Genomic DNA, 23483 nt, shown 5'->3' on the forward strand with positions numbered 1-23483 from the left:
TTCCGAATCGATGAAGGGCCTATTTGGCCCAACGCGAAATGGTGGTTTCCAGATCACCGTAGCCGGTGTGGCGGTGCTCAAATGCCAGCCCCATGCGGTCTGCACATTTCTGCGCCTTTTCGACCAGCTTGGGGTCGTTCACCTGCGATTGGTAGACCAGCTTGGTGTAATTGCCGAACACCATGTCCCGCAGCTCTGGGTTCTTGTCGAGCCCCATGGGGCGCCAGACAAAGGCGTCGAACTGTTTGACCAGGAAATCCGTGAGATAGAAGGCGGTAATTTCACCTTCTTCGGAATGGCGGGCAAAGGTCTCATTGCCTTCGAAGAAGGAATAGCAATGCGGGCCCGCAACCATCTCCACGCCAAGCTCCGCGCATTTGCGCTCTAGCGCGCCGCCGGTGCCGCAGTCGGCGTAAACTACATAGATCTTGTCATAGACCGCTGAATGCTTGGCCACGGCGCCATCAACGGCATCGGTGATCTGCTCCGGGTAGAGGTGAAGCTTGGCGGGCAGGCAGGTGAGGTCGATGTGATCCATGCCGTTTGCGTCCTTGATGGCAAGGATCTCGCGCGCAAGCGCGCCGCAGGCGATCAGCAGGATACGGCCGGTTTTTTTCTCAGGGGCGGCCAGGCCCTGTTCGGTGAGAGAGTTTTCCTCAAGCGTCCGCCCTGTCGGGGGGCGGAAGGCAGCCCGCTCTGTTAAGCGGGCTGCGCGTCCTTTGCGTGCCAAATCAGGCGCTCATCGAGTTGTGCTTGCGCGCAACGAAGTCCTTGGCCATTTCCACGGCCACGGCTGCGTCACGGCAATAGCCGTCGGCGCCGATTGCCTTGCCGAACTCTTCGTTCAACGGCGCGCCGCCAACCAGCACGATGTAGTCATCGCGCAGGCCCTGTTCGACCATGGTGTCGATAACCACCTTCATGTAGGGCATGGTGGTGGTCAGCAGAGCCGACATGCCGAGGATGTCTGGCTTGTGCTCTTCCAGCGACTCCAGGTAATTCTCGACCGGGTTGTTGATGCCGATGTCGTAAACTTCGAAGCCTGCGCCTTCCATCATCATGGAAACCAGGTTTTTGCCGATGTCGTGGATGTCGCCCTTGACGGTGCCGATGACCATGGAGCCGACGCGCGGGGCGCCGGTTTCGGCCAACAGCGGCTTCAAGATGGCCATGCCGCCCTTCATCGCGTTTGCCGCCAGCAGCACCTCGGGAACGAATAGGATGCCATCGCGGAAGTCCGCGCCAACGATAGTCATGCCGCCAACCAGCGCTTTGGTCAGGATGTCGTAGGGAGCCCAGCCGCGCTCCAGAAGGATGTTCACGCCTTCTTCGATTTCCTCTTTGAGACCATCGTAGAGGTCGTCAAACATTTGCTGAACAAGTTCCTCGTCATCGAGTTCCGAGAGGATGATGTCTTCTTCGTCCGACATGCGCCTAATCCTTGCTGACGGGGGAATCCCCGGTGTTGGCCTATTTCTGAGGCTTTTGTGACAGAATGCAGTTTGCGAACTGCATTATTTGCGACATTGCCGCGTTTCTAACCGACGTATAGAGACAATTCCGGCGCAAGAATAATGAAGATTCCACATGGAAATCTTCGAAATTGCCCATTTGTTCTTTATTTGTTCTCTTTGGGCGGCTAATTTGCGTCCATGCCGCCGGAAAACACGCCACAAACCATGCGCCGCAAAACACGCGCGAGCCTCAGCAATGCGGCAGGCCGGTTCGACATGCTGCGGGAGGCCGTGGACTACGGCTGGTTCCAGGAGGTGTCGGAGACGGTGATTCCCACTGAGGTGCGTCAGGAAACGGCGCGCACTCTGATCACCTACAGTGGCGAAAGAGTTTCGCGCACTTCACCTACATGGTTGACCCGACGATGTTGCCGGTTCTCCAAGCGCATTTTCATCACGTATCAATTGCGATGACCTATGGCGGCTAAGATCCGTTCCAGCCGCGCTGGTTGCCGACCACGCTGATGGTCGCGTTTTCGGCTGTCGCTTCGATTACTGCGGATGGGGTGGAAATTATCTGCCCAAGCCGTCTTGCCCAGTGGCTCTTTCCGATACCTGGTGGGCCGTCAAGCAGAATTGGCGGCATCCGCAGGCCAGGCCACCCTTCCCGCAAAGATCGGCGCATCGCGCGCCAGATAATTTCAGTCGCAGGCGCCATCCATGGCATTTCCTGATGCAACTCAACGGCAATTTCATCGGCGCGATGACCGTTGGGGATTCCGATCAAGCGTACACCATCCCGTTGGGTTTCGAGCTTTTCCAGATCATCGTACTTCAAATGGCTTAGGCCGGAGGCGGCTTTACGGCCATCGAGGATGCACTTAACACGCCGGTTGACTCGGTTTCTGTCCTTGTCACTGAGACGCACGCTGAAGTGCCGCTCCTGCTGCTTCTCTATTTCCAAGGCGGAAATACCTTCTCCATCGCTCTTAAAAGGTGGAGGTGGCAGTTTCCTTTTTCGTAAGTTTTTAGGTGCTTAGTAAGACGACTTTCAAGGGCCGGGCGAGTTTCATGGGGGTTAAAGAACCGGGCCTCGATAAAGGGTATTTTGGACATTGTATTACCTAGGCAAAAGCTTTTGCGTCCACGCGCCCGGGCTTGGAGTTTGTGCTGGCAAATTCTTGCAGGTCCACGACGGCGGCCCCATTCTTGTGAAGATTGTAGCTACAGGACCAATGGTCTTCGACCTCCAAGCGTTCTGTTTCTGTTGCAAATCTCTGAAGAGAAAAATCAAACTGCCTATTCAAGGATGTTAGATTCATCGTTCTCGAAAGAACGTCTACGTCATGAAGGTCCAACGCGACTTCTGCCAAATCGCGAGTGACAACAATTCCGTTGCCTCTGTCGATGCAGAGGTATGAGCACACTCCTGACACAAGGGCATCAAAGGCGTCAAAGGGCGCAGGTGAGTTTTCATCTTCGTGGTTTTGATGGCTGAACTCCTCCAAGTATGACAGGGCCTTGTGTGTCAGCCGTACTACCAGCATGACTTGGTTGTGAAATTCGAGCTGCCGTGTGACAAAGGTATCAATTTCAACCATACCTACCTGTTTAAGCAAAAGCGCAGATTGGAAATCGGTTGCTTCGTTGCACTTCAGTTCACAGATCGGACGTAAGAACGGATCGGACAAGTAACGCCGCGTGCGAACGTTGATCGAATTCCGGAGTCTGTCGTTCCAAAGCGATTCCTCTCGTGCGGTGCTGAGATGCAGTTCGCATTCCAACAAGAATTTCGGTTCAAAACCAGTGGGGTAGTCGATCACGTTCGCTCCGGTTTTGCAAAATATCTAAATTTTAGATAATCTGATTTATAGATCATTGTGCCGCTGAGCAAGGCGAAGCGGCAATGAGCAACACGATTCACAGCAAAGGTCAGCAGGTTCTCTGCCAAGTCTTGGTCGATGCCAGAAAGGCGGCTGGCCTGTCGCAGGTGGAACTTGCGAAAAAGCTAAATTGCCAGCAATCCATGGTTGCGAGGATTGAAAGCGAACAGCGCAGGATTGATGTCGTTGAATTGATCGTTATCGCGCGTGCGATTGGGGCGGAGCTGCATGATCTTCTGGCCAATGTCGAGGCCTCGGTGCCCATAAGTCACCACTTGTGACCGCAGAAAATTCGCATGCTGTGCTAATAGCGGAGCAGCGCTGACACTCCTTCAGAAATTGACTTCTGTCTTCCAGGTTCCGGGCCGACAATTTGTAAAAGACCGCTCAGGCACTTTTCCGCTGTTACCATAGTGAGCACTGATAGCTGCTTGTACCTTCTATTGAGCCACATGCCGAAGGGTATCACCCAAGACCCGCGCCATCATCGACAGAATCCGGCTGCCGCGGGCAATCTGCTTCTCAACGAAACATGCAGATGTGGTGACCTCCGTGACAAAGATCGACCAGATCGAGACGATGATCCTCGATATCCCCACGATCCGCGGCCACGTGCTGTCCATGGCGACGATGCGGGTGCAAACGGCTGTTCTGGTCCGGATCTCGTTCTCTGACGGCTCCGAGGGTATTGGCGAGGGCACCACCATCGGCGGGCTGAGCTATGGCGTTGAAAGCCCTGAGGGCATCCAGTCTGCGATCGACACCTATATCGCACCGGCGCTGCTGGGCTGTGACGCGGACAACGTGAACGCGGCAATCCAGCGGATCGACAAGGTGGTAAAGGGCAACCGGATCGCCAAGACGGCCGTGGAAATCGCGCTGTGGGACGGGCTTGGCAAGCGCCTTGGCGTGCCGGTCTCGCAGCTGTTCGGCGGGGCCGTGCATGCCAAGCTGCCGGTTGCCTGGACCCTGGCTTCCGGCAATTCCGAGACCGATATCGCGGAAGCCCAGGAGATGATCGAGGCGCGCCGCCACAACATCTTCAAGCTGAAGATCGGCAAACGCACCGTGCGGGAAGACGTGGCCCATGTGGCCCGGATCAAGAAAGCCGTCGGCGATGCCGCCAGCATCCGCGTCGATGTGAACACCGCATGGTCGCTGCAGGATGCGCGCTGGGGGCTGAAGGGGCTGCAGGAGGCGGGCTGCGAGCTGGTCGAGCAGCCGGTGCCGGCCCGCTGTCGCCGCGCCATGGCGGAGCTGACCCGCGGCTACGAGATCGCGGTAATGGCTGACGAGGCGCTGAACGGGCCGGAGGATGCCCTGGCGGTTGCCGATGCCCATGCTGCGGATGTTTTCGCCGTCAAGGTGGCGCAGTCCGGCGGGCTGAAGCGGGCCTCGGAAGTGATTGCCATCGCTGAGGCGGCCGGCCGCGGCCTTTATGGCGGCACGATGCTGGAAACCGGGCTGGGGACCGCTGCGGCGCTGCAGCTGTTTTCCACCGTCGAGACCCTGCATTGGGGCACCGAGTTCTTTGGCCCGCTGCTGCTGACCGGGGAGATCCTGGCCGAGCCGATCACCTATCGCGACTTCTGCGTCGAGATCCCGCGCGGCCCTGGCATCGGCGTGGCGCTGGACCCCGACAAGATCGCATTTTTCCGCCGGGACGGCGGCCGGACCATGAGAGCCGCCGCCGGGCAATAGCCCGCGGCACGACATCAAAGCCAGCCTGGCGCCTGACCGGCGCAGGGCTGTCAGGAGGAGGACGACTGATGTTCACGCAATCCAATCTCGACGCATTCGAGGCCCGTCTCAACGGGGCGATCCAGGATGATCCCGAAAACGGCGTGTTCCGCTGCCGGAGGGACATCTTCACCGACGAAGAGCTGTTCGAGCTTGAAATCAAGCATATCTTCGAGGGCAACTGGATCTACATGGCGCATGAAAGCCAGATCCCGGAGCCGGGAGACTATTTCACCCTGACGATGGGCCGCACACCGGTGGTCATCACCCGCGACAAGGAGGGCGAACTGCACGCGCTGGTCAACGCCTGTTCGCACCGCGGCGCGCAGCTGTGCCGGTTCAAGCGCCGCAACCAGAAGACCTTTACCTGCCCGTTCCACGGCTGGACCTTCTCGAACACCGGCAAACTTCTGAAGGTCAAGGACCCGAAGGGCGCAGGCTACCCCGAGCAGTTCAACAAGGACGGCAGCCACGATCTGACCAAGGTTGCCCGCTTCGAGAACTATCGCGGTTTCCTGTTCGGCTCGCTGAATGCGGATGTGCAGCCGCTGGAGCAGTATCTCGGCGAGGCGCGGAAGATGATCGACATCATGGTCGATCAGGCTGACGAAGGGCTGGAGGTGCTGCGCGGCTCCTCGACCTATACCTACGACGGCAACTGGAAGCTGCAGGCCGAGAACGGCGCGGATGGCTACCACGTATCGGCTGTCCATTGGAACTACGTCGCGACCACGGCGCACCGCACTGACGATGGCAAGGAGGACCAGATCAAGGCGACCGATGCCTCGAAATGGGCCAAGCAGCGCGGCGGCTTCCACGCCTACGGCAACGGCCACATCCTGCTGTGGACGGAATGGGCCGATCCGACCAACCGTCCGAACTATCCGCGGCTGGCGGAATGGACCGAAAAATACGGGAAGACCAAGGCGGAATGGATGGTGGGCGTTCTGCGCAACCTCTGCCTGTACCCGAACGTCTTCCTGATGGATCAGTTCAGCAGCCAGATCCGCGTGTTCCGTCCGGTCAGCGTGAACGAGACAGAGGTGACGATCTATTGCATCGCCCCCAAGGGCGAGAGCCAGGAGGCCCGCAGCCGGCGCATCCGCCAGTACGAGGACTTCTTCAACGCCTCCGGCATGGCAACGCCGGATGACACCGAGGAATTCCGGGCCACGCAGCGCGGCTATGCCGGGGCGGCCCATGCCCAGTGGAACGACCTGACCCGCGGCGCGACCCAATGGATCGAAGGCCCCGACGAGGACGCCAAGGCGCTCGGCATCAACCCTGTTCTCTCGGGTGCCCGCACCGAAGACGAGGGGCTCTTCGTCATCCAGCACAGCAACTGGTCCGAGCGCATGGGCGAAGCCATCGCCAAGGAACGCGCCACGGCGCCTGAGGCCCGCACTGCGGCCGAGTGAGGAGGAGAAGACATGACCACCGAAACGCTTGAACGCACCACCGGAACCACCGCCGCCGCTACCGGCCCGGCGATGGATTACGAAACCATCCAGGCCTTTCTCTTTGCCGAGGCCCGTGCGCTGGATGACCGGGACTGGGACACCTGGCTGACGTTCTATCACGCAGACTGCCCGTTCTGGATGCCGGCCTGGGATGACTACGACACGCTGACGGAAGATCCGCAGAACGAGATGTCGCTGATGTACTACCCCAACAAGCAGGGCATCGAGGACCGCGTGTTCCGCATCAAGACCGACCGCTCGTCGGCGACCTCGCTGCCGGAACCGCGCACCTGCCACTACCTGTCGGGGATCGAGGTGCTGAGCCGCGAGGGCACGCAGATCAAGCTGCGCTTCAACTGGCACACGCTGAGCTTCCGCTACGGCAAGACCGACCAGCACTGGGGCACGTCCTTCTACACGATCGACGCCAGCGGCGCGAGACCGCTGATCACCGACAAGAAGGTGGTTCTGAAGAACGATCACATCCACCACGTGATCGACGTCTACCACATCTGATCCGGGCCATTCCGGGAGCCCAAAGACCTCCGCGCATCCACGGCAGGGTGCGCGGCCAAGGGAGGAGCATGCCATGACGAGCTACAACGTTGCCCTGAATTTCGAGGATGGCGTCACCCGCGTCATCCAGTGCGATGACGACGAGAAGGTGACCGACGCGGCCTTCCGCCAGAAGATCAACCTGCCGATGGATTGCCGCGACGGCGTCTGCGGCACCTGCAAGTGCTTCGTTGAGAAGGGCGAGTACGATCTGGAATTCTACATGGACGAGTCCATGAGCGACGAGGAGGCGGAACAGGGCTACGCGCTGACCTGCCAGATGACGCCGGAAAGCGACTGCGTGGTGCGCGTCCCGGTGCCCTCCGCCGCCTGCAAGACCGCGCCGGAGGCCGTCGAGGGCGAGGTGCTGGGGGTGGACACCCTGTCGGAGACCTCCTTCGGGCTGCGAGTGAAACTGGCCAAACCGGTCGGCTTTCTGCCCGGCCAATACGTGAACGTCACAGTTCCGGGCACCGGCAAGCACCGTTCCTATTCCTTCTCCTCTGCACCCGGTGCCGGGGAGGCCACCTTCCTGATCCGCAATCTGCCCGGGGGCGTGATGAGCAGCTATCTGGGCGAGCGGGCCAAGGCCGGCGACAGCGTCACGCTGACCGGGCCGATGGGCGCGTTTTACCTGCGCCCGATCGAGCGCGCGCAGCTGTGGCTGGCCGGCGGCACCGGCCTCGCGCCGTTCCTGTCGATGCTGGAGCAGGCGGCGGAGCAGGGGACGGATCATCCCATCGTGCTGTACTACGCGGTGACCCGCGCTGCCGATCTGGTGGAGCTGGACCGCGTGCAGGACCTGGCCGAGAAGATCGGCAATGTCACCGTCATTACCATTCTGGCCGCCGAGGAAGACGCGCATGAGCGCAAGGGCTTTGTCACCGATCATCTCACTGCCGGCGATCTGAACGGCGGCGATTGCGATGTGTATCTCTGCGGCCCGCCGCCGATGGTCGATGCGGTGCGGGGTCACTTCGGCAAGCTGGGGGTCGAGCCTGCGAATTTCTACTTTGAGAAGTTCAACCCGACCGAAGCAGAGGCGGAAGCCGCATGAGCCGCCGGTTTGAGGACAAGGTGATGGTTGTGACCGGCGCGGCCCAAGGCATCGGCCGCCGGGTTGCCGAACGGGCAGCGGCAGAGGGCGCCCGGGTGCTGATCGTGGACCGGTCCCCCGCCCGCGATGAGGCGGCGGAGGCGATCCGCAGCGCGGGCGGCGCGGCGCAGGCGATCCCGGTTGACCTGGAAACCTGGGAGGGCTGCGCGGAGGCGATGCAGGCGGCCGTGGACCTCTGGGGCCGGATCGACATTCTGGTCAACAATGTCGGCGGTACGATCTGGGCCAAGCCCTTTGAGCATTACGAGCCCGGGCAGATCGACGCCGAGGTGCGCCGGTCGCTGTTCCCGACGCTGTACTGCTGCCGCGCCGCGATTGAGCATATGCTGCCGCAGGGCTCGGGCGTGATCGTCAACGTGTCGTCCATCGCCACGCGGGGGCTGAACCGGGTGCCTTACGCGGCGGCCAAGGGCGGGGTGAATGCGATCACGGCGAGCCTGGCCTGGGAAGTGGCCGAGCGCGGCATCCGCGTCGTCGCCGCCGCCCCCGGCGGCACCGAGGCGCCGCCGCGCATCGTGCCGCGCAACCCCAATGCCGAGGAAGAACAGCGCGAGGACTGGTACAAGACCATCGTCGATCAGACCATCCAGTCGTCGCTGATGAAACGCTACGGAACGCTCGATGAACAGGCCGGCCCGATCCTGTTCCTGGCGTCGGAGGACGCATCCTACATCACCGGCGTCACGGTGCCGGTGGGGGGCGGAGATCTCGGCTAGCGCCGAGCCGGGCAGGTCCTGAGGAGGGGCCTCAAAACCACTAGGAGGAACTCACAATGAAACGCGCAATCCTGGCGGCCCTTGGGCTCGCCACCAGCCTCGCTGTGCCTGCAGCTGCCGAGGAGAACATCAAGGTCGGCCTGCTGCTGCCGTTTTCGGGCGTCTATGCCGCGCTTGGCAATGACATCGAGGCGGGGTTCAGCGTCGCCCTGGAACAGTTCGGCAGCGAAGCCGGTACCGGCTTCGACATCGTCCGCGAGGACACCGAAGTGAAGCCGCCGGTGGCGCTTGGCAAGGCCAAGAAGCTGATCCTGCAGGACAAGGTGGACGTGATGGCGGGCGTCGTCAGCTCGGGTGTTCTGGGGGCCGTGCGCGACATGGTGCATGGCGCCGGCGTGCCGCTGATAGTGGCCAATGCGGGCAATGATGAAGCCACCGGCACCAGCTGCTCGCCCTTTATCACCCGGATGTCCTTTTCCAACGGTCAGGTGAACCGCCCGATGGGGCAATGGATGCATGATCAGGGCATCCGCAAGGTCTATACGCTGGCGCCGGACTATGCGGCGGGCCGCCAGATGATCGGGGGCTTTGTCGAGACCTTCACCGCCGCGGGCGGGGAGATCGCCGGGCAGGATTTCACGCCGTTTCAGAAAACCCAGGATTTCGGCCCCTACCTGGCGCAGGCCAAGGCCAGCGGCGCCGATGCGGTCTATGTGTTCTATGCCGGCGGCGAGGCGATTTCCTTCGTCAAACAATACGACAGTTTCGGGCTGAAGGCGGATCTGCCGCTCTACGGATCCGGCTTCCTGACCTCGCCGCTCTATGTCAACGCCGAAGGCCCGGCGGCCGAGGGCGTGATCACCGCGCTGCATTACGTGCCGACGCTGGACAATGCGGCCAATGCTGCCTTTGTCGCCGACTTCCAGGCCAGGACCGGGCGCCTGCCGTCGGAATTCGCCGTGCATGGCTATGACGCGGCCCGCGCCTTGGTCGAGGCGGCAAAAACCGGCGCTCGCGACCGCGCATCGCTGGCCGAGGCCCTGCGCCAGGTCAGCTTTGACGGGCCGCGCGGCAAGCTGTCGATCGATCCGGCCACCAACAACATCGTCCAGCCGGTCTATGTCTACGAGACCGTGGCGGGCGAAAACGGGCTGACCCAGAAGGTGCTTGCCGAACTGCCCGCCGAGGCCGACCCGGCCAACGGCTGCAAGATGGCCCCCGTCTCCAACTGACACTGCAACCCGGCCGTCCCCGTGCGGCCGGGCCCACTCTCCGAGGAGGGCCTCTCATGGCACATGATCTTGGTTTCTGGACGCTTCAGGCGCTGAATGCGCTGCAACTGTCCATGCTGCTTTTTCTGCTTTCTATTGGTTTGACGGTCATCTTCGGGCTGATGCATTTCGTCAATCTTGCGCATGGATCGCTCTACGCGCTGGGCGCCTACTTTGCCGCCTCGCTGGCTGCCATCGGCGGCTACTGGATGGGGTTCTTTCTGGCGCCCGTGGCCGTGGCCGGGGTGGGCGTTCTGCTCTATTCCAGGCTCATCAAGCGGATGCGCAAGTCCGGTCCGATGGCGCAGGTTCTTGTGACCTTCGGGCTGATCTTCGTGCTGCTCGATCTGACACGGATCTTCTGGAGCGATCTGGCGCTGGCCATCGACGTGCCCGCGCTGCTGTCCGGCCGTGTGGAATTGCTGGGCATCGAGTATCCGGCCTACCGGCTGTTCATCATCGTTCTCGGGCTGGCGATCTTTGCCGCGCTGGCGTTTGTGCTGGGCCGCACCCAGATCGGGGCGATGATCCGGGCCGGGGTCGACAATGATGCCATGGCGTCCTGTCTCGGGATCAACGTCGAGCGGCTGTTCTTCATCGTCTTCTGTGTCGGCTGCGCGCTGGCGGGGCTTGCCGGGGTTGTCGCAGCGCCGCTTCTCAGCGTCACGCCGGACATGGGGCTGCAGATCCTGATCCCGACGCTGATCGTGATCGTCATCGGCGGCCTCGGCTCGCTCAAAGGCGCGATTGCCGGGTCGCTGATCTATGGCTTCGTTCAGACCTTCGGTGCGGTGCTGGCACCGCAGCTTGCCTCTGTCCTCATCTATGCCCTGCTGGCGGCGGTCCTTGTGATCAAGCCCGTGGGCCTGTTTCCCGCGAAAGGATAAGCCGATGTTTCGTCACAACGCGCTTCGCTGCACGGTTCTGGTGCTGCTGGCCGCAGCTGCCCTGTTCCAGGCCCTGACCGCCGGGTATTTCGGGCTGGAAATCCTGACCGAAATTCTGATCCTCGCCATTCTTGTGCTGGCGCTCGATATAGCTGCGGGCTTTGGCGGGATGGTGTCGCTGTGCCACGGCGCATTGATGGGCGTTGGCGCATATGCCTACGCCATCCTGTCGGCCAAGGCGGGGCTTGCGCCGCCCGTGGCCATGGCGGCTGCCATCGTGCTGACCGGTTCCGCCGCCTGGATCATCGGCGCAATCTGCTCGCGCAGCCACGGCATCTATTTCATCATGGCGACGCTCGCCTTCGGCCAGATGGCCTATTCCTACGTCTTCGAAGCACCGGTCTTCGGCGGAGACGATGGGCTAGGTGGTATTTCCCGGCTGGATCTGAGCTTCATCGGCGTTGACCTGAATGACAGCCGCAGCTTTGCGTTGTTCTGCCTCGCCACGCTTGGTGCCGTCTATGGCGCGTCGGTGCTGATCCTGCGGTCCGGCCTGGGCCGGTCGCTGGCCGGCGTGATGCACAACGAGCAGCGGATGCGGGCGCTTGGCCTGACGGTCTGGCGCGTCAAGGCGGATGTGTTCGGGCTGTCGGGCCTGATCGCGGGTCTCGCCGGGGCGCTGGCGGCGCAGCACATCATGTATATCTCGCCCGGTCTGCTCAGCTGGACGGTGTCCGGCGAGGCGCTGGTGGTTGTCATCCTTGGCGGGCTGGGAACTCTGGTTGGCCCGCTGGTGGGTGCTGCTGCCTTTGTGCTGCTGAAGCATGAGCTCAGCGCGCTGACCCCCCATTGGCACCTTGTCGTCGGTGTTATCCTGATCGCCGTGGTGATGAGCCGCGCCAACGGGATCTTCGGCTGGATCGAGGCCCGCTGGGACGGGCGGGCCGAGCGCCGGGCGGTAAAGGCCGCGCGCAAGCAGAAGACCAAGGAGGTGCTGAGCGATGCTTGAGACACGCAATCTGGACAAGAGCTTTGGCGCCGTGCACGTCACCCGCAACGTCTCGCTGAAACTGGAGCGCGGAGAGCGCCGCGTGATCCTGGGGCCCAATGGCGCAGGCAAGACGACGCTGTTCAACCAACTGGTGGGTGAACTCACACCCGACAACGGATCGGTTCATCTGGCGGGCGAGGATGTGACCGCCCTGCCGGTTGCGAAACGCGCCCGCCGCGGCCTGTCGCGCAGCTACCAGAAGAATACGCTGTTCGACGGGCTGACGGTTGAGGAAAATCTTGGGCTTGCCGCTGCCGTGCATACCGGCAACGCGACGCAGCTTTGGTCGGACAGCCTGGCAAAGCCCGACGTTCGCGAGATCGTCGAGGAGGTGGCGGAACAGGTCAACCTGATGCCGTTCATTCACGCCAAAGTATCTGAGATTAGCTACGGCGTGCGCCGCCAGCTCGAAGTTGGCGTCGCGCTCGCCACAAGGCCGCTTGTACTGCTGATGGACGAACCCACTAGCGGTGTCGGGCCAGAGATGTCGAAGGGGTTTCACGACTTGCTGAACAATCTGCCGCGTGACCTGACAATGCTCATCATCGAGCACGACATGGACCTCGCCTTCGACGTGGCGGACACGATCACTGTTCTCAACTACGGCGAAGTTGTCTTTGACGGCTTACCGGAGGAGGCCCGCGGGTCAAGCCTGCTAAAGGAAATCTATTTGGGGAGCTGGGAAGATGCTTGAACTGAGGGCCATCGAATCCGGTTATGGCGAAACGCAAGTTCTCTATGGCCTTTCGCTGGAAGCGCAAAAGGGCAGGGTGCTGGCCATCCTGGGCCGCAATGGCGCAGGAAAATCCACAACGCTGAAAACCATCATGGGGTTCCTTCCGATCAAGTCCGGCGCGATCGCCTTCGAGGGTAAGCCGATCGCGAGGCAACCATTCGACATCGCCAAGAGTGGTATCGCTTATGTTCCTGAAACGCGTGACATCTTTGCGTCTTTGACAGTGCGCGAAAACCTGGAGATAGCGGCTAAGCGATTTGGCGGAACCAAGACCGAATGGACGATGGAAAGGGTTCTGGATCTCTTTCCCCGTCTTGGGGAGCGGATGGACAACGGCGGCACCCAACTGTCAGGCGGCGAGCAGCAAATGCTGGCGATTGCACGCGGTTTGCTGATGAATCCCCGCCTCCTGATCCTCGATGAACCGACCGAGGGCCTGGCGCCGATCATTGTGAAACTGATCCACGACAAGCTCCAGGACCTGAAGGCAGCCGGGCTTTCGATGATCATCGTGGAGCAAAATTTTGGTTTTGCAACCTCGCTTGCCGATGACGTGGTGGTGGTCGGCAAAGGCCAGGTCGTCTGGACTGGCAGTGCAGAAGAAATCAAGGCAGACGAGGACGCGCAGCATACCTGGCTTGGTGTGTAATTGGGCCGCTTTGTACACCGGCCGTCCGACTAGAAAACCTTGCGGGCCACCTTTTGCGCGATGTTGACGAAGTTCTTCACATGCAGGCCTTGCTCGTCCAGCCGGTAGTTGACAGACAGTTCGGTGCGCGCGAACTCGGGTTCGATCCTGAGGAATTTCATACCTTTCCGCGGGGCGTTTGCAACTGACTCCGGCACGATGCAAACGCCCTCGCCGACGGCAACCAAGCCGAGCGCGGTTTGCAGATCCATGCACCAGATGCGTAGCGGCGCTTCGAAACCGGCTTCTTCGATAGCTTTCAGAACCATGTCCGCATAGCTCGGGCGGGGCTTCTCGGGGTAAAGGATCAGATGGTGCGTCTTCAGGCGCTCAAGCTTTGCGACTGAGCGTGTCCCCGTGTCCACAATATCGGGTAATGCCAGGATTAGCCGTTCTTCTACCAAGTGTTTCGAGAGGAACTCTGGATCCTTAAGCGTTGGGCGGGCGAAAACCACGTCGAGTTCACGCGATACCAAGGCCCTATGCAGATCGGCATTGTTCATGGGGATAAGGCTAAGGTTCACTTCCGGGTAATTTGCCCGGTATGACCGAATGATGTTCGGAAGAATGCCAAAGGTTGCAGATCCAACGAAGCCGATGCGCAGACGCCCCTCGGCCCCCTGGCCCAAACGGCGCACTTCCAGTTGAGTATCTTCAATCTGAGCCAGGATGGATTTCCCGCGTGCGAGCAGCCGCTCCCCTGCCTGGGTCATCGTGATCGCGCTGCGGCCGCGGTTGAACAGGACTGCGCCCAGCTCTTCCTCGAGCTGCTTGATCTGGCGGCTGAGCGGCGGCTGCGCCATGTCGAGACGCTCTGCCGCCCGTCCGAAATGCAACTCTTCTGCCACCGCAATGAAATAGGACAGCTGTTTGAAGTTCATTTTCCGGTACTCCCCCACGTTTTACGTTAGGAGATCCTGGCAGGTGAAAAAAGGCCCCCGAATATCGGAGGCCAGTCTGGTGGGAGGTATCGGGGTTTCACTCGGCGGCGACGGACTGCGCAGCGGCGCCTTCCTTGAGCACGAAGTCGAACTCGAAGTGCAGGTCCGTGCCCAGTTCCTTGGCCGCGGGCTTGAACTTGCCGATCAGGCTTTCCTTGACGGCGAAGACGCTGTCGTTCTCCAGCCATTTGCTGTCGGCGTCGTAGATCTGGCTGATCAGCGGGCGGTAGCCGTCCTTGGAAATAATGAAGTGCACGTGCCCCGGGCGGTTCGGGTGGTGGCCCATGAAACGCAGCAGCTCGCCTGCGGTTTCATCATCGGGGATCGGGTAGGGGACGGGGCGGACCGCGACAAAGGCGTAGTGGCCGTTCTCGTCGGTCTCGAAGCGGCCGCGCAGGTTGTATTCGGGCTGGTCCGGGTCGAGGTTTTCATAGACGCCGTTCGGGGCGTCTTCCCAGACGTCGATCGTCACACCGGCGATGCCGTTGCCGTTTTCGTCCTTGATATAACCCTCGAAATAAGCCGTTTCCTCGTTGTCGAAATGCTTCTGGATGGTCGACGCCCCCTTGGGCAGGACCGGCGGGTTTTCGCGGTAAAACGGGCCAAGAACGGTCGACTCGCTCTCGTTGCCTTCGACCGGGTTGGTCATCATGTCGACCAGGACCTCGATGCCCAGGATGTCCGCCAGCAGGATGAACTCCTGGCGGTTGTCGTCGCACAGCTTGCCAGCGCGGGCGAGATAATCGCAGGCGGCCAGGAACTCGTGATGCTGCAGTTTCACGTCCTTGATGAAGGCATGCATGTGCTTGATGATGCCGGTCGCGATCTCGCGCTCGCGGTCCGTGATGGTGCCATGCTGGCCAAGGCTGCTGATCACGACGTCCGTAATGTTGTCTTGGTTGACGATGCCCATGGGTTCTTTCTCCTCCTGGCAGGCTGGGTCGGTTGCAGGACGCTCCACCGTCCCTCACTCGCAGCCGAGCTTTGCCAATACGGCCGGTTATCCCAATGCCTGCGGCGGTATCAGGTGATACCGCGGATCGCCGGACGCGCCTCCGGCGCATGGCCCGCGAGTATTGCCCGATACCCGCGCTGGCATGGCCGCAGCGCATCCCGCTGTGGCAACACTTCCCCAGCTTAGGAGATTGCGGGAGGTGCAGGTGATCGAAACTTTCAAGCATATTCAGACCAGCCTTGAGGCGGCGCCGTACTTGCTGCGCCTTGGCCGTCTGTTTTCCGAAACGGTGCTGATCGAGATCGGCGGCAGCGAGTATTACCTGTCGTTCGACAAGGGGCACATCGTGTCCGTCACCGAAGGCCCGAGCCGCAAGACGCCTTGGCGGTTCGCCCTGCGCACAGATGCCGAAGCACTGGAAAAGTTCTGGCAGGCCCGTCCCGAGCCGGGGTTCCATGACATTTTCGGGCTGGTGAAGGCAGGCCGCGGCCGGATCGACGGCGACATCCTGAGCCTCGTCAAGAACCTGCGTTTCTTCAAGGAAGTGCTGACACTGCCCCGCGCGAAAGAGGAGCTGGCCGCATGAGTATCGAACCGATTACCGGCCGCTATGTCACGGTCACCGTGGGCGGCACGCCCCGCCGGATCTATTTCGAGGAAGCAGGGCAGGGCCGTCCGGTCATCTGCCTGCACACCGCCGGGGCCGACACCCGCCAGTGGCGGCACCTGATGAACGACGCAGAGATCACCGCCTCGAACCGGCTGATCGCCTTCGACATGCCCTGGCATGGAAAGTCGCTGCCGCCCGAAGGCTTTGAAACGCAGGAATACCTGCTGACCACCGAAGCCTATATCGAAACCGTTCTGGCGGTCATCGACGGGCTGGGGCTGGTCCGCCCGGTGCTGGCGGGCTGTTCCATGGGCGGGCGCATCGCGCTGCAGCTTGCCGCCCTGCATCCGGAAAAGTTCAGCGGCTTCATTGCCATCGAAGCCTCGGATTTCCAGCCCGCCTGGTATGACATCGATTGGTTCCACCGCCCGGACGCCCATGGCGGCGAAATGGGGGCGGCGCTGGTTTCGGCCAATATCTCGCCATTCGCGCCGGATGCCGAACGCTGGAACACGCTTTGGATGTTCATGCAGAGCGGCCCTGGCGTGTTCCGCGGCGATCTGAGCTTTTACACCAAGGACGACAGCCTCATCCCGCGCCTGGCCAGGATCGACACTGGCAAGACCCCGGTTCACATCATCGTCGGCGCTTATGACCTGACCTGCACGCCGGAGGATGCGGAGCGGACCGCCAGGGCGATCCCCGGCGCAACGCTGGCCGTGATGGATGAGCTGGGGCATTTCCCGATGAGCGAACACCCGGAGGGGTTCCGTCCCTTCTTTGTAGAAGCGCTTGGGAAAATGCCGGAACCGGCCGCCAAGGCGGCCTGACACCCGAAATCGCACGGGAGGAGGAACCATGTGCAAGAACGCCGACAATCCCTGTCCGGGGTGCAAGAAGCACAAGAAGCCAGAGGCTGCCTGGATGTTCTTCACCGAAGAAGAACGCGCTGCCGTCGAGAGTATGCGGCAGGCAGGCAAAGCTTCCGCACCGGCCGAGGCTCGCTCCTGAGCGGATACAAACCAGGCGCGCCGCACGCGCCGCAACGCGTCAAAACCGGAACATATCAATGACAACCCCCTGCATCATCTGCGTGGCGATCACCGGCAGCCTGCCGACCAAAGCCAACAACCCGGCTGTGCCGATCAGCGTATCGGAACAGGTGGAATCGACCCAGGAAGCCTTTGAAGCTGGCGCCGCCATCGTTCATGCCCATGTGCGCAACGAGGATGAGACGCCCTCGTCGGATCCGGAGAAATTCGCGGCTCTGAAGGAAGGTATCGAGAAGCACTGCCCGGGCATGATCATCCAGTTCTCGACCGGCGGGCGGTCTGGCGCGGGCAGGACGCGCGGCGGGATGCTGCCCTTGCGGCCCGACATGGCCTCGCTTTCGGTCGGGTCGAACAATTTCCCAACCCGTGTCTACGAGAACCCGCCCGATCTGGTGGCTTGGCTGGCCTCGGAAATGTCAGCCCACGACGTCAAGCCCGAGATCGAAGCGTTCGATCTGAGTCACATCCTGAAGGCCAAGCAGATGGCCGATGAAGGCCTGCTGCCCGGAACCCCCTACATCCAATTCGTAATGGGTGTGAAGAACGCCATGCCGGTCGATCGGGATGTGTTCGACTACTACATCCGCACCGTTCACCGGCTGTTCGGCGAAGATGCGCCGTGGTGCGCGGCCGGCATCGGGGCCAATCAGCTTACGCTGAACGAATGGGCGATATCTGCGGGCGGGCACGCGCGGACCGGGCTTGAGGACAATGTCCGCCTCGACCGGGATACGCTGGCCCCGTCAAACGCCGCGCTGGTGCGCCGGACCGCGGAAATTTGCGCAAAGAACAACCGCCCCGTCGCAACCTGGCAAGAGGCGCGGCGCATTCTCGGGCTGCGCTTACCCAAAGTCGGCATGACCCGCGGCAAAACCGAAAAGTCCGAAGCTGCGACTATTGTCTGACGCGGCCGGATACCGGCGGCTGCGGCCGGGGAACATTTCCGGCTCCGCTGGCGGGGCCGGTTCCTGGCGGTCCTTGTATCCCCTTCCGGTCCCTTGCCGGTCTGTCCAGGTGCTGCAGAATCGCTGGCCTGTTCGAGCGTCTCGTGAGAGCCCTTCCGCCCGCCGTAGCCAACGGTATGCGGGCATCTGAAAATGCGCAGGCTGGGCTGATCACCGTCATCTTCGCTGCTTCGGGCGTATCGCTGTTTGGGACCGGCGCGGCTTTTGGGGTGTCATGGCCGGCATCGCGTTTCACGTCCTGAAACGGTTCACCTGCCGGTTCACTGCCAGTTGGGAGGGGCAAGGGGCTTCTGAAAGGTGGGGTTCACTCGGCTACTGCGTCAGAACCGGCAAGCCGCCCTTCGGCAGTCAGTCGCGAGACGCTAAAAAGGCCGCCTTTTGCAACTATCATGATTATAGGTCGCATCAACAATAGGTTAGGCAGTGCAGACGGCCGCTCGGAAAAGTAAAAGATGGGATCTGCCTGTGTTTCTGGAGAGGTTTGTTGAACTGGCGCCGAGGAGTGTGCGCCCCAGTTGAAGGAGCGCTTTTCCATGGAGCGGTTGAGCTGTGTTAGCGCTCTGGTTGGGCTTGGAGAACCCCCTCGAAAAAGGCTGACAGCTCGCCAAAGCTCCGAAGCGGCAGGATCTGGGCCACATATTGATCCGGCCGCACGATGATCATGCATCCATGCGTGCGGTCAATGCCGCGCATCGCGTAGATGTCGTCGCCAAGTTTGTGATCGACGCAGAAAATCTTCTCGAAGTCGCGCAGCCCGTAGCGGCCCTTTGCAGGCCGAAGCAGGCCCGGCATGTCCTCAAAGTTCAGCGCCTTGAAATCCTGCTGAAAGATGGCGCGCAGGTCGATCAGGGCATCGATATCTTCAGCTGCACCGGTATACCGCCGGATCGGTGACGAAGGGTCATTTTCCAGATCGGCGCACAGGCTATGAATCGCACCGCCTTCGGTTCCATCGTCATCTTGTCCTGCAAAGGCGTAGATGCGCCAGCGCCCGTCCGCCTCGGCAACATGGCCCAGCTGCATGGGCTTCGCATCGGATAGCCTTAGAACCGGCGCCGAATGGAAGCGCTTGCCCGCGATTTGGCCCGTGGCAAGCGACTGGTGCGCCGACGCGGCGATAATCCTTGAAGGTTCGTAGTGCACGGCAAGCCCGCCGGTAAACTCCAGGTTTTCGATGAACTGCTTCTGAAACCGGGGCATTTCGCTGCCATCGAGTTCGGATTCGCCTGGCGGAGCGCTCATGATGCGCGCCCACTTGTGATCAGTCTCAACCAACCGCTTGGCTTCCAGCTGGCGTTCGGCCGAGTAACTATGCAGCAGGCCCGGGTCTGACCGGCCGGTCAGAACATGCGCCAGTTTCCAGCCGAGGTTGAAGGTATCGCCCATGGACACATTCATGCCTTGACCCGCCTTGGGGCTGTGGGTGTGACAGGCATCCCCCGCAGTGAAAACGCGGGGCGTGCGGCGGGCGATTTCGTCCGCGGGGACATCATCGAACTTGTCGGTCAGCATGTGGCCGATCTCGTAGACTGACCACCAGACCACTTCTTTGACGTCGATGAGGTAGGGGGTCATGATCCGGTTTGCCGCAGCGATGATATCATCGGCTGTCAGGTTGCGGTTCGACACCCGCTCATCCGGATTGAGCTTGTCGAGTTCGACATACATCCGGAAAAGATAGCCGCCTTCGCGCGGGATGATCAGGATATTGCCTTCTTTCGCCGACTGGATCAGGCATTTCCTGCGCAGATCCGGGAAATCGGAATTCGCCAGAATATCCATCACGCCCCAGGCCTGATGCGCCGCATCCCCGTGCAATTCGCCCCCGATCGACTTGCGCACTGTGCTGCGCGCACCGTCACAACCGACGACGTATTTTGCTTGCACCGTGACGGTGTCACCAGCACTGCCATCTTCGGTCACGTGCTCCAGGGAAACAGTAACGGGGTGATCGTCTCTGCCGCTGTCAATCACCAGGTCATTGAGACGCAGCCCGTAATGGGGTTCCAAACGTGTTGGTGCGTTTTTCATCACGTCGAGGAATAGCTGATGAATCCTCGCCTGGTTCACGATTGTATGCGGCATCTCCGACTGATCATCGGCTACGTCTTGGGCGATCCCGGCGCGGTGGATGTGGCTCGGATTGGCGGGGGACGGTTTCCAGAATGCCGTCTGGTTCACCCAGTAGGCTTCGCGCTTTACCTTTTCCGCGAAGCCAAAGGCCTGAAACATTTCCATCGAGCGGACGCTGATACCATCGGCTTGCCCTTTTTCCATAGGCCCGTGTTTTGGTTCGACAATCATAGTCGAAATTTCTGGAAAACCCGCCAGCTGTGCCGCGAGGCACAGCCCTGCGGGTCCGCACCCGGCAATCAGTACATCGACCTTTTGCGGGATATCGTTTGCGTTCGAGGTGGCACGACCAAGGCCTGGTGCTGATGGTTTGATATCGGGATCACCAGGTTTGAACCCGTCAACGTAGTACTGCATGGCCAACTCTCCGCTTCACCGCTTTCTGAACGGTTATTACTGATTGTATTATTCAGCGCCCCCCTCAAGTAAGGTATGTATACATACCATTCCGGTTGGCCAGCGCATTCATGCTGTTATTTCTGGTTGCTCTTCCCCAGCGTAGAAACCGGGCCGAGAGGTGATGCGGTTAAGATCAGAGTCCCCGTTGATTTAGCAAATTTCAGTATGCCCGCCGGCTGCACGACGAAGCCAGCCTGCGGGGGCAACGCACCGGACTGAAAGTGGCAGCGCTAAGCGGCAAGATTCTTGCCCGCTTCCATGATGCGCCGGCAGACCAGGTCGGGGTCATCCAAATCGCGGGACAACAGCAGAACCAGTTTCGCCAGCAGTGCAGCGTGCTGTTCTTCTCCTGCGGCGTCCAGCGCACGGGCCAGGGTTTCAAAAACGGATTCGAGGTCTTCCGGTGTCATTTGATTTCTCCTGCTGTGGCGCAGGCGAGAGCCTGCCGCAGCGCTCCAGGTGTGGCCCGGCGCCAGCGGGCGGCAATATGGGTGTCGGGCCGGATGAGATAGGCGCTGTCCGGAGAGGCAGAAAGCAACCGCGCGGCGTCGGAACCCGGTGGCAATACGATATGTGTCAGACCCAGCTCAGCAGCAGTCCCGGCCAACGCCTCCCCGAAGGTGACGAGACTGAAGCCGGGGCCCAGAATGCCGGAGAGAAACCCGTCTGAGGTGCGGGCGTCGGGCAACACCGTGCCAGGCTGCGGGCCATCTTCGAAGCCCGTATCGTCGGCCTGGACGGCGGGGCTGGCGGCATAACTGTAGGGAGTCATCTGCCTGGGGTTGGCCAGCTCGCCTGCGAACGGATGGCTTAGCGCGAGGTTCAGCGCCGTGTCTCGCATCAACTGCCAACCGGGGCTGGGCGGGGTCATGAATCGGGCCGACTTGGATGCATTGGCGAAGACATCCAGCGTCGCGCCGCGGCGTTCCGGCGTGTAGCTGTCCAAAAGCGCTGTCCCGGCTTTTCCTTGCAGCACCCAGGCCAGTTTCCATGCGATGTCATAGGCGTCGGCCAAGCCGTTGTTCAGGCCGCGCACGCCGAAGATCGGCACGATATGGGCGCTGTCGCCGACGAAGAACACGCGTCCGTCACGATAATCATCAAGCGCCAGCGTGTTGGCGGAATAGACGCTCCACCATTCCAGCTCCCAGTCGCCGTCATGGCCAATCTCCCGCAGCACTGCGCTGACCGAGGCGCGCACAGTCTCCTCGCGGATAGCTTTCTTCTCATCCTCGCCATCGTGAAGCTGGTAGTCGATGCGCCAGATATCATCTGGCTGCTTGTGTACCAGGATTGTACCGCCGCGGCGGCAGTCAGGGTCAAACAGTGCCCGGCGGATGGTTGGGTAACCGTGCTTCATCTGCACATCGGCGATGACATAGCGGCCCTCGTAGTTCTCACCTTTCAGGCGAAGGCCGCGCAGTTTGCGGATGGCACTGCGGGCGCCGTCCGCGGCCAGCACCCAAGCCGCGTTGAGCGTATAGATACCGTGCGGGTCTTCAACCGTTAGGGTGACGCCATCGCGGGTATCACTGGCCCCGGTGATCCGGCTTTGCCAGCGGGTTTCGATCAGCGGCTCGCGGGCGATGGCGTCCCAAAGATACTGCTCGATGTACTGCTGCTGGATGTTGTACATCGGCCGGTACTTCTCGGCTGGGCTGTCCGGCATTGCGAACTCGAGGATCTGGCGGCCGCGGTAGAAACTGCGCCCTGTGGTCCAGGGCAGCGCTTTTTCCAGGAAGGGCACCACTGCGCCGATGCGATCGAAGATGCGAAAACTTTGGCGGGCGACACAGATGGCGCGGCTTCCGTCGTTGAAGGTGGACTTAGCGTCAAACAGCATCGATGGCACGCCGTGGCGGGCCAGTGCGAGTGCTGCTGTCATGCCCACAGGACCGGCGCCCACGATTGCGACCGGAACATCATCTGATAGATTGCTGCGGTATTCCGGCGGATCAAAATGCGGGTACGTGAAGTAGAGCGAGTCGGTGTCGCCGCGGCCTGCCGGTCTCATAGGTAAGCTCCTCCTTGATTGGGAAAACATAGTTGCCCGGCAGGTGTCCTGTCTGTCCTCCTTGAGGGGGGACATGATAGCTTGTGGCGATGGCATCCTGTATCCGGCATATCGATACTTGTCTTGCGCTGCTGGGCAGCGGTGGCTTTGCGCCGGCGTTTTCAGAGTTCATGGAAACGTTGGGGGCCGATCAGGTCATGGTATTTGCGATCACTGAAGGGAATGCGCGCTGCCTGTTCTCGCGCCATTACCGAAGTGCAGCGCTAGCCGAGGAACTGTCAGCGCAATATCTGGATGGCTGGTATCTGCAGGATCCGCTTTTGCCTGAACTGATGCAGGCGCAGCCAGGCACAGTCCGGCTGAGGCGGCTGGAGACGATTGCCGAAACGATGGGTAGCGACTACCGGCGGATTTTCTTCGACACGCCGGGGCTGCGGGCCAAGACCACGGTGCTGGCCGCCGGAGTGCGGCTGAGGCTTTTCGTAAGCCTGTACAAGACGGGCGGGGCACAGCCGGACTGCGACGCGGATTTAGCGCGAATTGCAGGCCGGTTGGCGCTTATGCATTTCGAGCGGACGTCCGGCAGCACCACACCGCCGGCTTTGGACGCGTTGAGTGAGCGGGAGCGGGCGGTCTGCCTGGGTATTCTGGCGGGGCAGAAGGCGGAGGTGATCGCAGCGGCTCTCGAGGTCGCGCCCAATACCGTGATCACCTACCGCAAACGCGCCTATGCCAAGCTGGGAATCAATTCGCGTGCGGGACTGTTTGCCCTGTGCAGAGAGCCTGGTGCCACGGGCTGACATTGCTGCAAAGCTAGTGGCCTCCCTGCGCAGTTTCCATAGGGAAAGTCCCGTTC

The 23483-nt window shown here is 61.2% G+C and carries 26 protein-coding genes; 17 read left to right on the forward strand and 9 right to left on the reverse strand.

Annotated features, from left to right (window positions below; translation table 11 throughout):
* Positions 1 to 19: 19 nt before the first annotated feature.
* Both GKC28_RS07685 and GKC28_RS07690 read right to left on the reverse strand, forming a co-directional pair.
* Positions 20 to 730 (reverse strand): DUF1638 domain-containing protein, encoded by a 711-nt coding sequence (locus GKC28_RS07685; RefSeq protein ID WP_174146323.1) that lies wholly within the window; start codon positions 728 to 730, stop codon positions 20 to 22.
* 1 nt (position 731) lies between these two features.
* Positions 732 to 1430: a B12-binding domain-containing protein gene (locus GKC28_RS07690; RefSeq protein WP_174146324.1), complete on the reverse strand. Its 699-nt coding sequence runs from the start codon at positions 1428 to 1430 to the stop codon at positions 732 to 734.
* Positions 1431 to 1652: 222 nt separating this feature from the next.
* Here GKC28_RS07690 and GKC28_RS07695 point away from each other — a divergent pair, with 222 nt between their 5' ends.
* A complete protein-coding gene (locus GKC28_RS07695) occupies positions 1653 to 1928 on the forward strand; it encodes a hypothetical protein (RefSeq protein WP_174146325.1) in 276 nt (91 codons plus the stop codon).
* A 10-nt stretch (positions 1929 to 1938) separates the two neighbouring features.
* On the opposite strand, the gene GKC28_RS07700 is transcribed toward GKC28_RS07695, so the two are convergent.
* Positions 1939 to 2418, reverse strand: a complete 480-nt coding sequence (locus tag GKC28_RS07700; RefSeq protein WP_174146326.1) for a hypothetical protein — start codon at positions 2416 to 2418, stop codon at positions 1939 to 1941.
* A 160-nt stretch (positions 2419 to 2578) separates the two neighbouring features.
* A complete protein-coding gene (locus GKC28_RS07705) occupies positions 2579 to 3277 on the reverse strand; it encodes a hypothetical protein (RefSeq protein ID WP_174146327.1) in 699 nt (232 codons plus the stop codon).
* Between the two features lie 83 nt (positions 3278 to 3360).
* Here GKC28_RS07705 and GKC28_RS07710 point away from each other — a divergent pair, with 83 nt between their 5' ends.
* The 11 genes from GKC28_RS07710 (at position 3361) to GKC28_RS07760 (ending at position 13519) form a co-directional block, all read left to right on the forward strand.
* Complete coding sequence (locus GKC28_RS07710; protein WP_174146328.1) at positions 3361 to 3618, forward strand: helix-turn-helix transcriptional regulator; 258 nt, start codon at positions 3361 to 3363, stop codon at positions 3616 to 3618.
* Between the two features lie 271 nt (positions 3619 to 3889).
* Positions 3890 to 5038 (forward strand): muconate/chloromuconate family cycloisomerase, encoded by a 1149-nt coding sequence (locus tag GKC28_RS07715; RefSeq protein ID WP_368041103.1) that lies wholly within the window; start codon positions 3890 to 3892, stop codon positions 5036 to 5038.
* A 68-nt stretch (positions 5039 to 5106) separates the two neighbouring features.
* Positions 5107 to 6495, forward strand: coding sequence for a benzoate 1,2-dioxygenase large subunit (gene benA / locus GKC28_RS07720; RefSeq protein WP_174146330.1), 1389 nt, complete (start codon positions 5107 to 5109; stop codon positions 6493 to 6495).
* Between the two features lie 72 nt (positions 6496 to 6567).
* Positions 6568 to 7053 carry a benzoate 1,2-dioxygenase small subunit gene (benB, locus tag GKC28_RS07725; RefSeq protein ID WP_174146442.1) on the forward strand — a complete coding sequence of 162 codons (486 nt, stop codon included), beginning with the start codon at positions 6568 to 6570 and terminating at the stop codon, positions 7051 to 7053.
* A 73-nt stretch (positions 7054 to 7126) separates the two neighbouring features.
* Complete coding sequence (gene benC, locus GKC28_RS07730; RefSeq protein WP_174146331.1) at positions 7127 to 8149, forward strand: benzoate 1,2-dioxygenase electron transfer component BenC; 1023 nt, start codon at positions 7127 to 7129, stop codon at positions 8147 to 8149.
* Positions 8146 to 8925 carry a benzoate diol dehydrogenase BenD gene (gene benD / locus GKC28_RS07735; protein ID WP_174146332.1) on the forward strand — a complete coding sequence of 260 codons (780 nt, stop codon included), beginning with the start codon at positions 8146 to 8148 and terminating at the stop codon, positions 8923 to 8925. Before benC ends, benD begins: the two co-directional genes overlap by 4 nt.
* A gap of 56 nt (positions 8926 to 8981) precedes the next feature.
* Positions 8982 to 10157, forward strand: a complete 1176-nt coding sequence (locus tag GKC28_RS07740; RefSeq protein ID WP_174146333.1) for an ABC transporter substrate-binding protein — start codon at positions 8982 to 8984, stop codon at positions 10155 to 10157.
* Positions 10158 to 10213: 56 nt separating this feature from the next.
* Entirely contained in the window at positions 10214 to 11083 is an 870-nt protein-coding gene (locus GKC28_RS07745; RefSeq protein ID WP_174146334.1) for a branched-chain amino acid ABC transporter permease, read from the forward strand.
* Positions 11084 to 11087: 4 nt separating this feature from the next.
* Positions 11088 to 12092, forward strand: a complete 1005-nt coding sequence (locus GKC28_RS07750) for a branched-chain amino acid ABC transporter permease (RefSeq protein ID WP_174146335.1) — start codon at positions 11088 to 11090, stop codon at positions 12090 to 12092.
* The gene (locus GKC28_RS07755) at positions 12085 to 12828 is read left to right on the forward strand and encodes an ABC transporter ATP-binding protein (RefSeq protein WP_174146336.1); all 744 of its coding nucleotides are present in this window, start codon (positions 12085 to 12087) and stop codon (positions 12826 to 12828) included. The genes GKC28_RS07750 and GKC28_RS07755 overlap by 8 nt, the downstream gene beginning before the upstream one ends.
* Entirely contained in the window at positions 12821 to 13519 is a 699-nt protein-coding gene (locus tag GKC28_RS07760; RefSeq protein WP_174146337.1) for an ABC transporter ATP-binding protein, read from the forward strand. The genes GKC28_RS07755 and GKC28_RS07760 overlap by 8 nt, the downstream gene beginning before the upstream one ends.
* Before the next feature lie 29 nt (positions 13520 to 13548).
* On the opposite strand, the gene GKC28_RS07765 is transcribed toward GKC28_RS07760, so the two are convergent.
* Together GKC28_RS07765 and GKC28_RS07770 are read right to left on the reverse strand one after the other, a co-directional pair.
* Positions 13549 to 14439 carry a LysR family transcriptional regulator gene (locus GKC28_RS07765; RefSeq protein ID WP_174146338.1) on the reverse strand — a complete coding sequence of 297 codons (891 nt, stop codon included), beginning with the start codon at positions 14437 to 14439 and terminating at the stop codon, positions 13549 to 13551.
* A gap of 97 nt (positions 14440 to 14536) precedes the next feature.
* A complete protein-coding gene (locus GKC28_RS07770) occupies positions 14537 to 15412 on the reverse strand; it encodes a dioxygenase (protein WP_174146339.1) in 876 nt (291 codons plus the stop codon).
* A 247-nt stretch (positions 15413 to 15659) separates the two neighbouring features.
* On the opposite strand from GKC28_RS07770, the gene GKC28_RS07775 reads away from it, so the two are divergent.
* Genes GKC28_RS07775 through GKC28_RS07790 form a run of 4 tightly spaced genes read left to right on the forward strand, consistent with a single transcriptional unit; the run spans position 15660 to position 18021 of the window.
* Complete coding sequence (locus GKC28_RS07775; RefSeq protein WP_174146340.1) at positions 15660 to 16040, forward strand: hypothetical protein; 381 nt, start codon at positions 15660 to 15662, stop codon at positions 16038 to 16040.
* The gene (locus tag GKC28_RS07780) at positions 16037 to 16894 is read left to right on the forward strand and encodes an alpha/beta fold hydrolase (RefSeq protein WP_174146341.1); all 858 of its coding nucleotides are present in this window, start codon (positions 16037 to 16039) and stop codon (positions 16892 to 16894) included. The genes GKC28_RS07775 and GKC28_RS07780 overlap by 4 nt, the downstream gene beginning before the upstream one ends.
* A 28-nt stretch (positions 16895 to 16922) precedes the next feature.
* On the forward strand, positions 16923 to 17075 hold the full coding sequence (locus tag GKC28_RS07785) for a DUF1289 domain-containing protein (RefSeq protein WP_174146342.1): 153 nt from the start codon (positions 16923 to 16925) through the stop codon (positions 17073 to 17075).
* Between the two features lie 58 nt (positions 17076 to 17133).
* On the forward strand, positions 17134 to 18021 hold the full coding sequence (locus tag GKC28_RS07790) for a 3-keto-5-aminohexanoate cleavage protein (RefSeq protein ID WP_174146343.1): 888 nt from the start codon (positions 17134 to 17136) through the stop codon (positions 18019 to 18021).
* 612 nt (positions 18022 to 18633) lie between these two features.
* Here GKC28_RS07790 and GKC28_RS07795 read toward each other — a convergent pair.
* The 3 genes from GKC28_RS07795 to GKC28_RS07805 all read right to left on the reverse strand — a co-directional run bounded on the left by GKC28_RS07795 (position 18634) and on the right by GKC28_RS07805 (position 22627).
* Positions 18634 to 20571 (reverse strand): FAD-binding monooxygenase, encoded by a 1938-nt coding sequence (locus GKC28_RS07795; protein WP_174146344.1) that lies wholly within the window; start codon positions 20569 to 20571, stop codon positions 18634 to 18636.
* Between the two features lie 272 nt (positions 20572 to 20843).
* Positions 20844 to 21023 carry a DUF2783 domain-containing protein gene (locus GKC28_RS07800; RefSeq protein ID WP_174146345.1) on the reverse strand — a complete coding sequence of 60 codons (180 nt, stop codon included), beginning with the start codon at positions 21021 to 21023 and terminating at the stop codon, positions 20844 to 20846.
* A complete protein-coding gene (locus GKC28_RS07805; RefSeq protein WP_174146346.1) occupies positions 21020 to 22627 on the reverse strand; it encodes an FAD-dependent monooxygenase in 1608 nt (535 codons plus the stop codon). The genes GKC28_RS07800 and GKC28_RS07805 overlap by 4 nt, the downstream gene beginning before the upstream one ends.
* A gap of 89 nt (positions 22628 to 22716) precedes the next feature.
* Here GKC28_RS07805 and GKC28_RS07810 point away from each other — a divergent pair, with 89 nt between their 5' ends.
* Positions 22717 to 23427: a helix-turn-helix transcriptional regulator gene (locus GKC28_RS07810; protein WP_174146347.1), complete on the forward strand. Its 711-nt coding sequence runs from the start codon at positions 22717 to 22719 to the stop codon at positions 23425 to 23427.
* The last annotated feature ends 56 nt before the right edge of the window (positions 23428 to 23483 follow it).

The organism is Leisingera sp. ANG59 (assembly GCF_013317235.1).
GTDB lineage: Bacteria > Pseudomonadota > Alphaproteobacteria > Rhodobacterales > Rhodobacteraceae > Leisingera.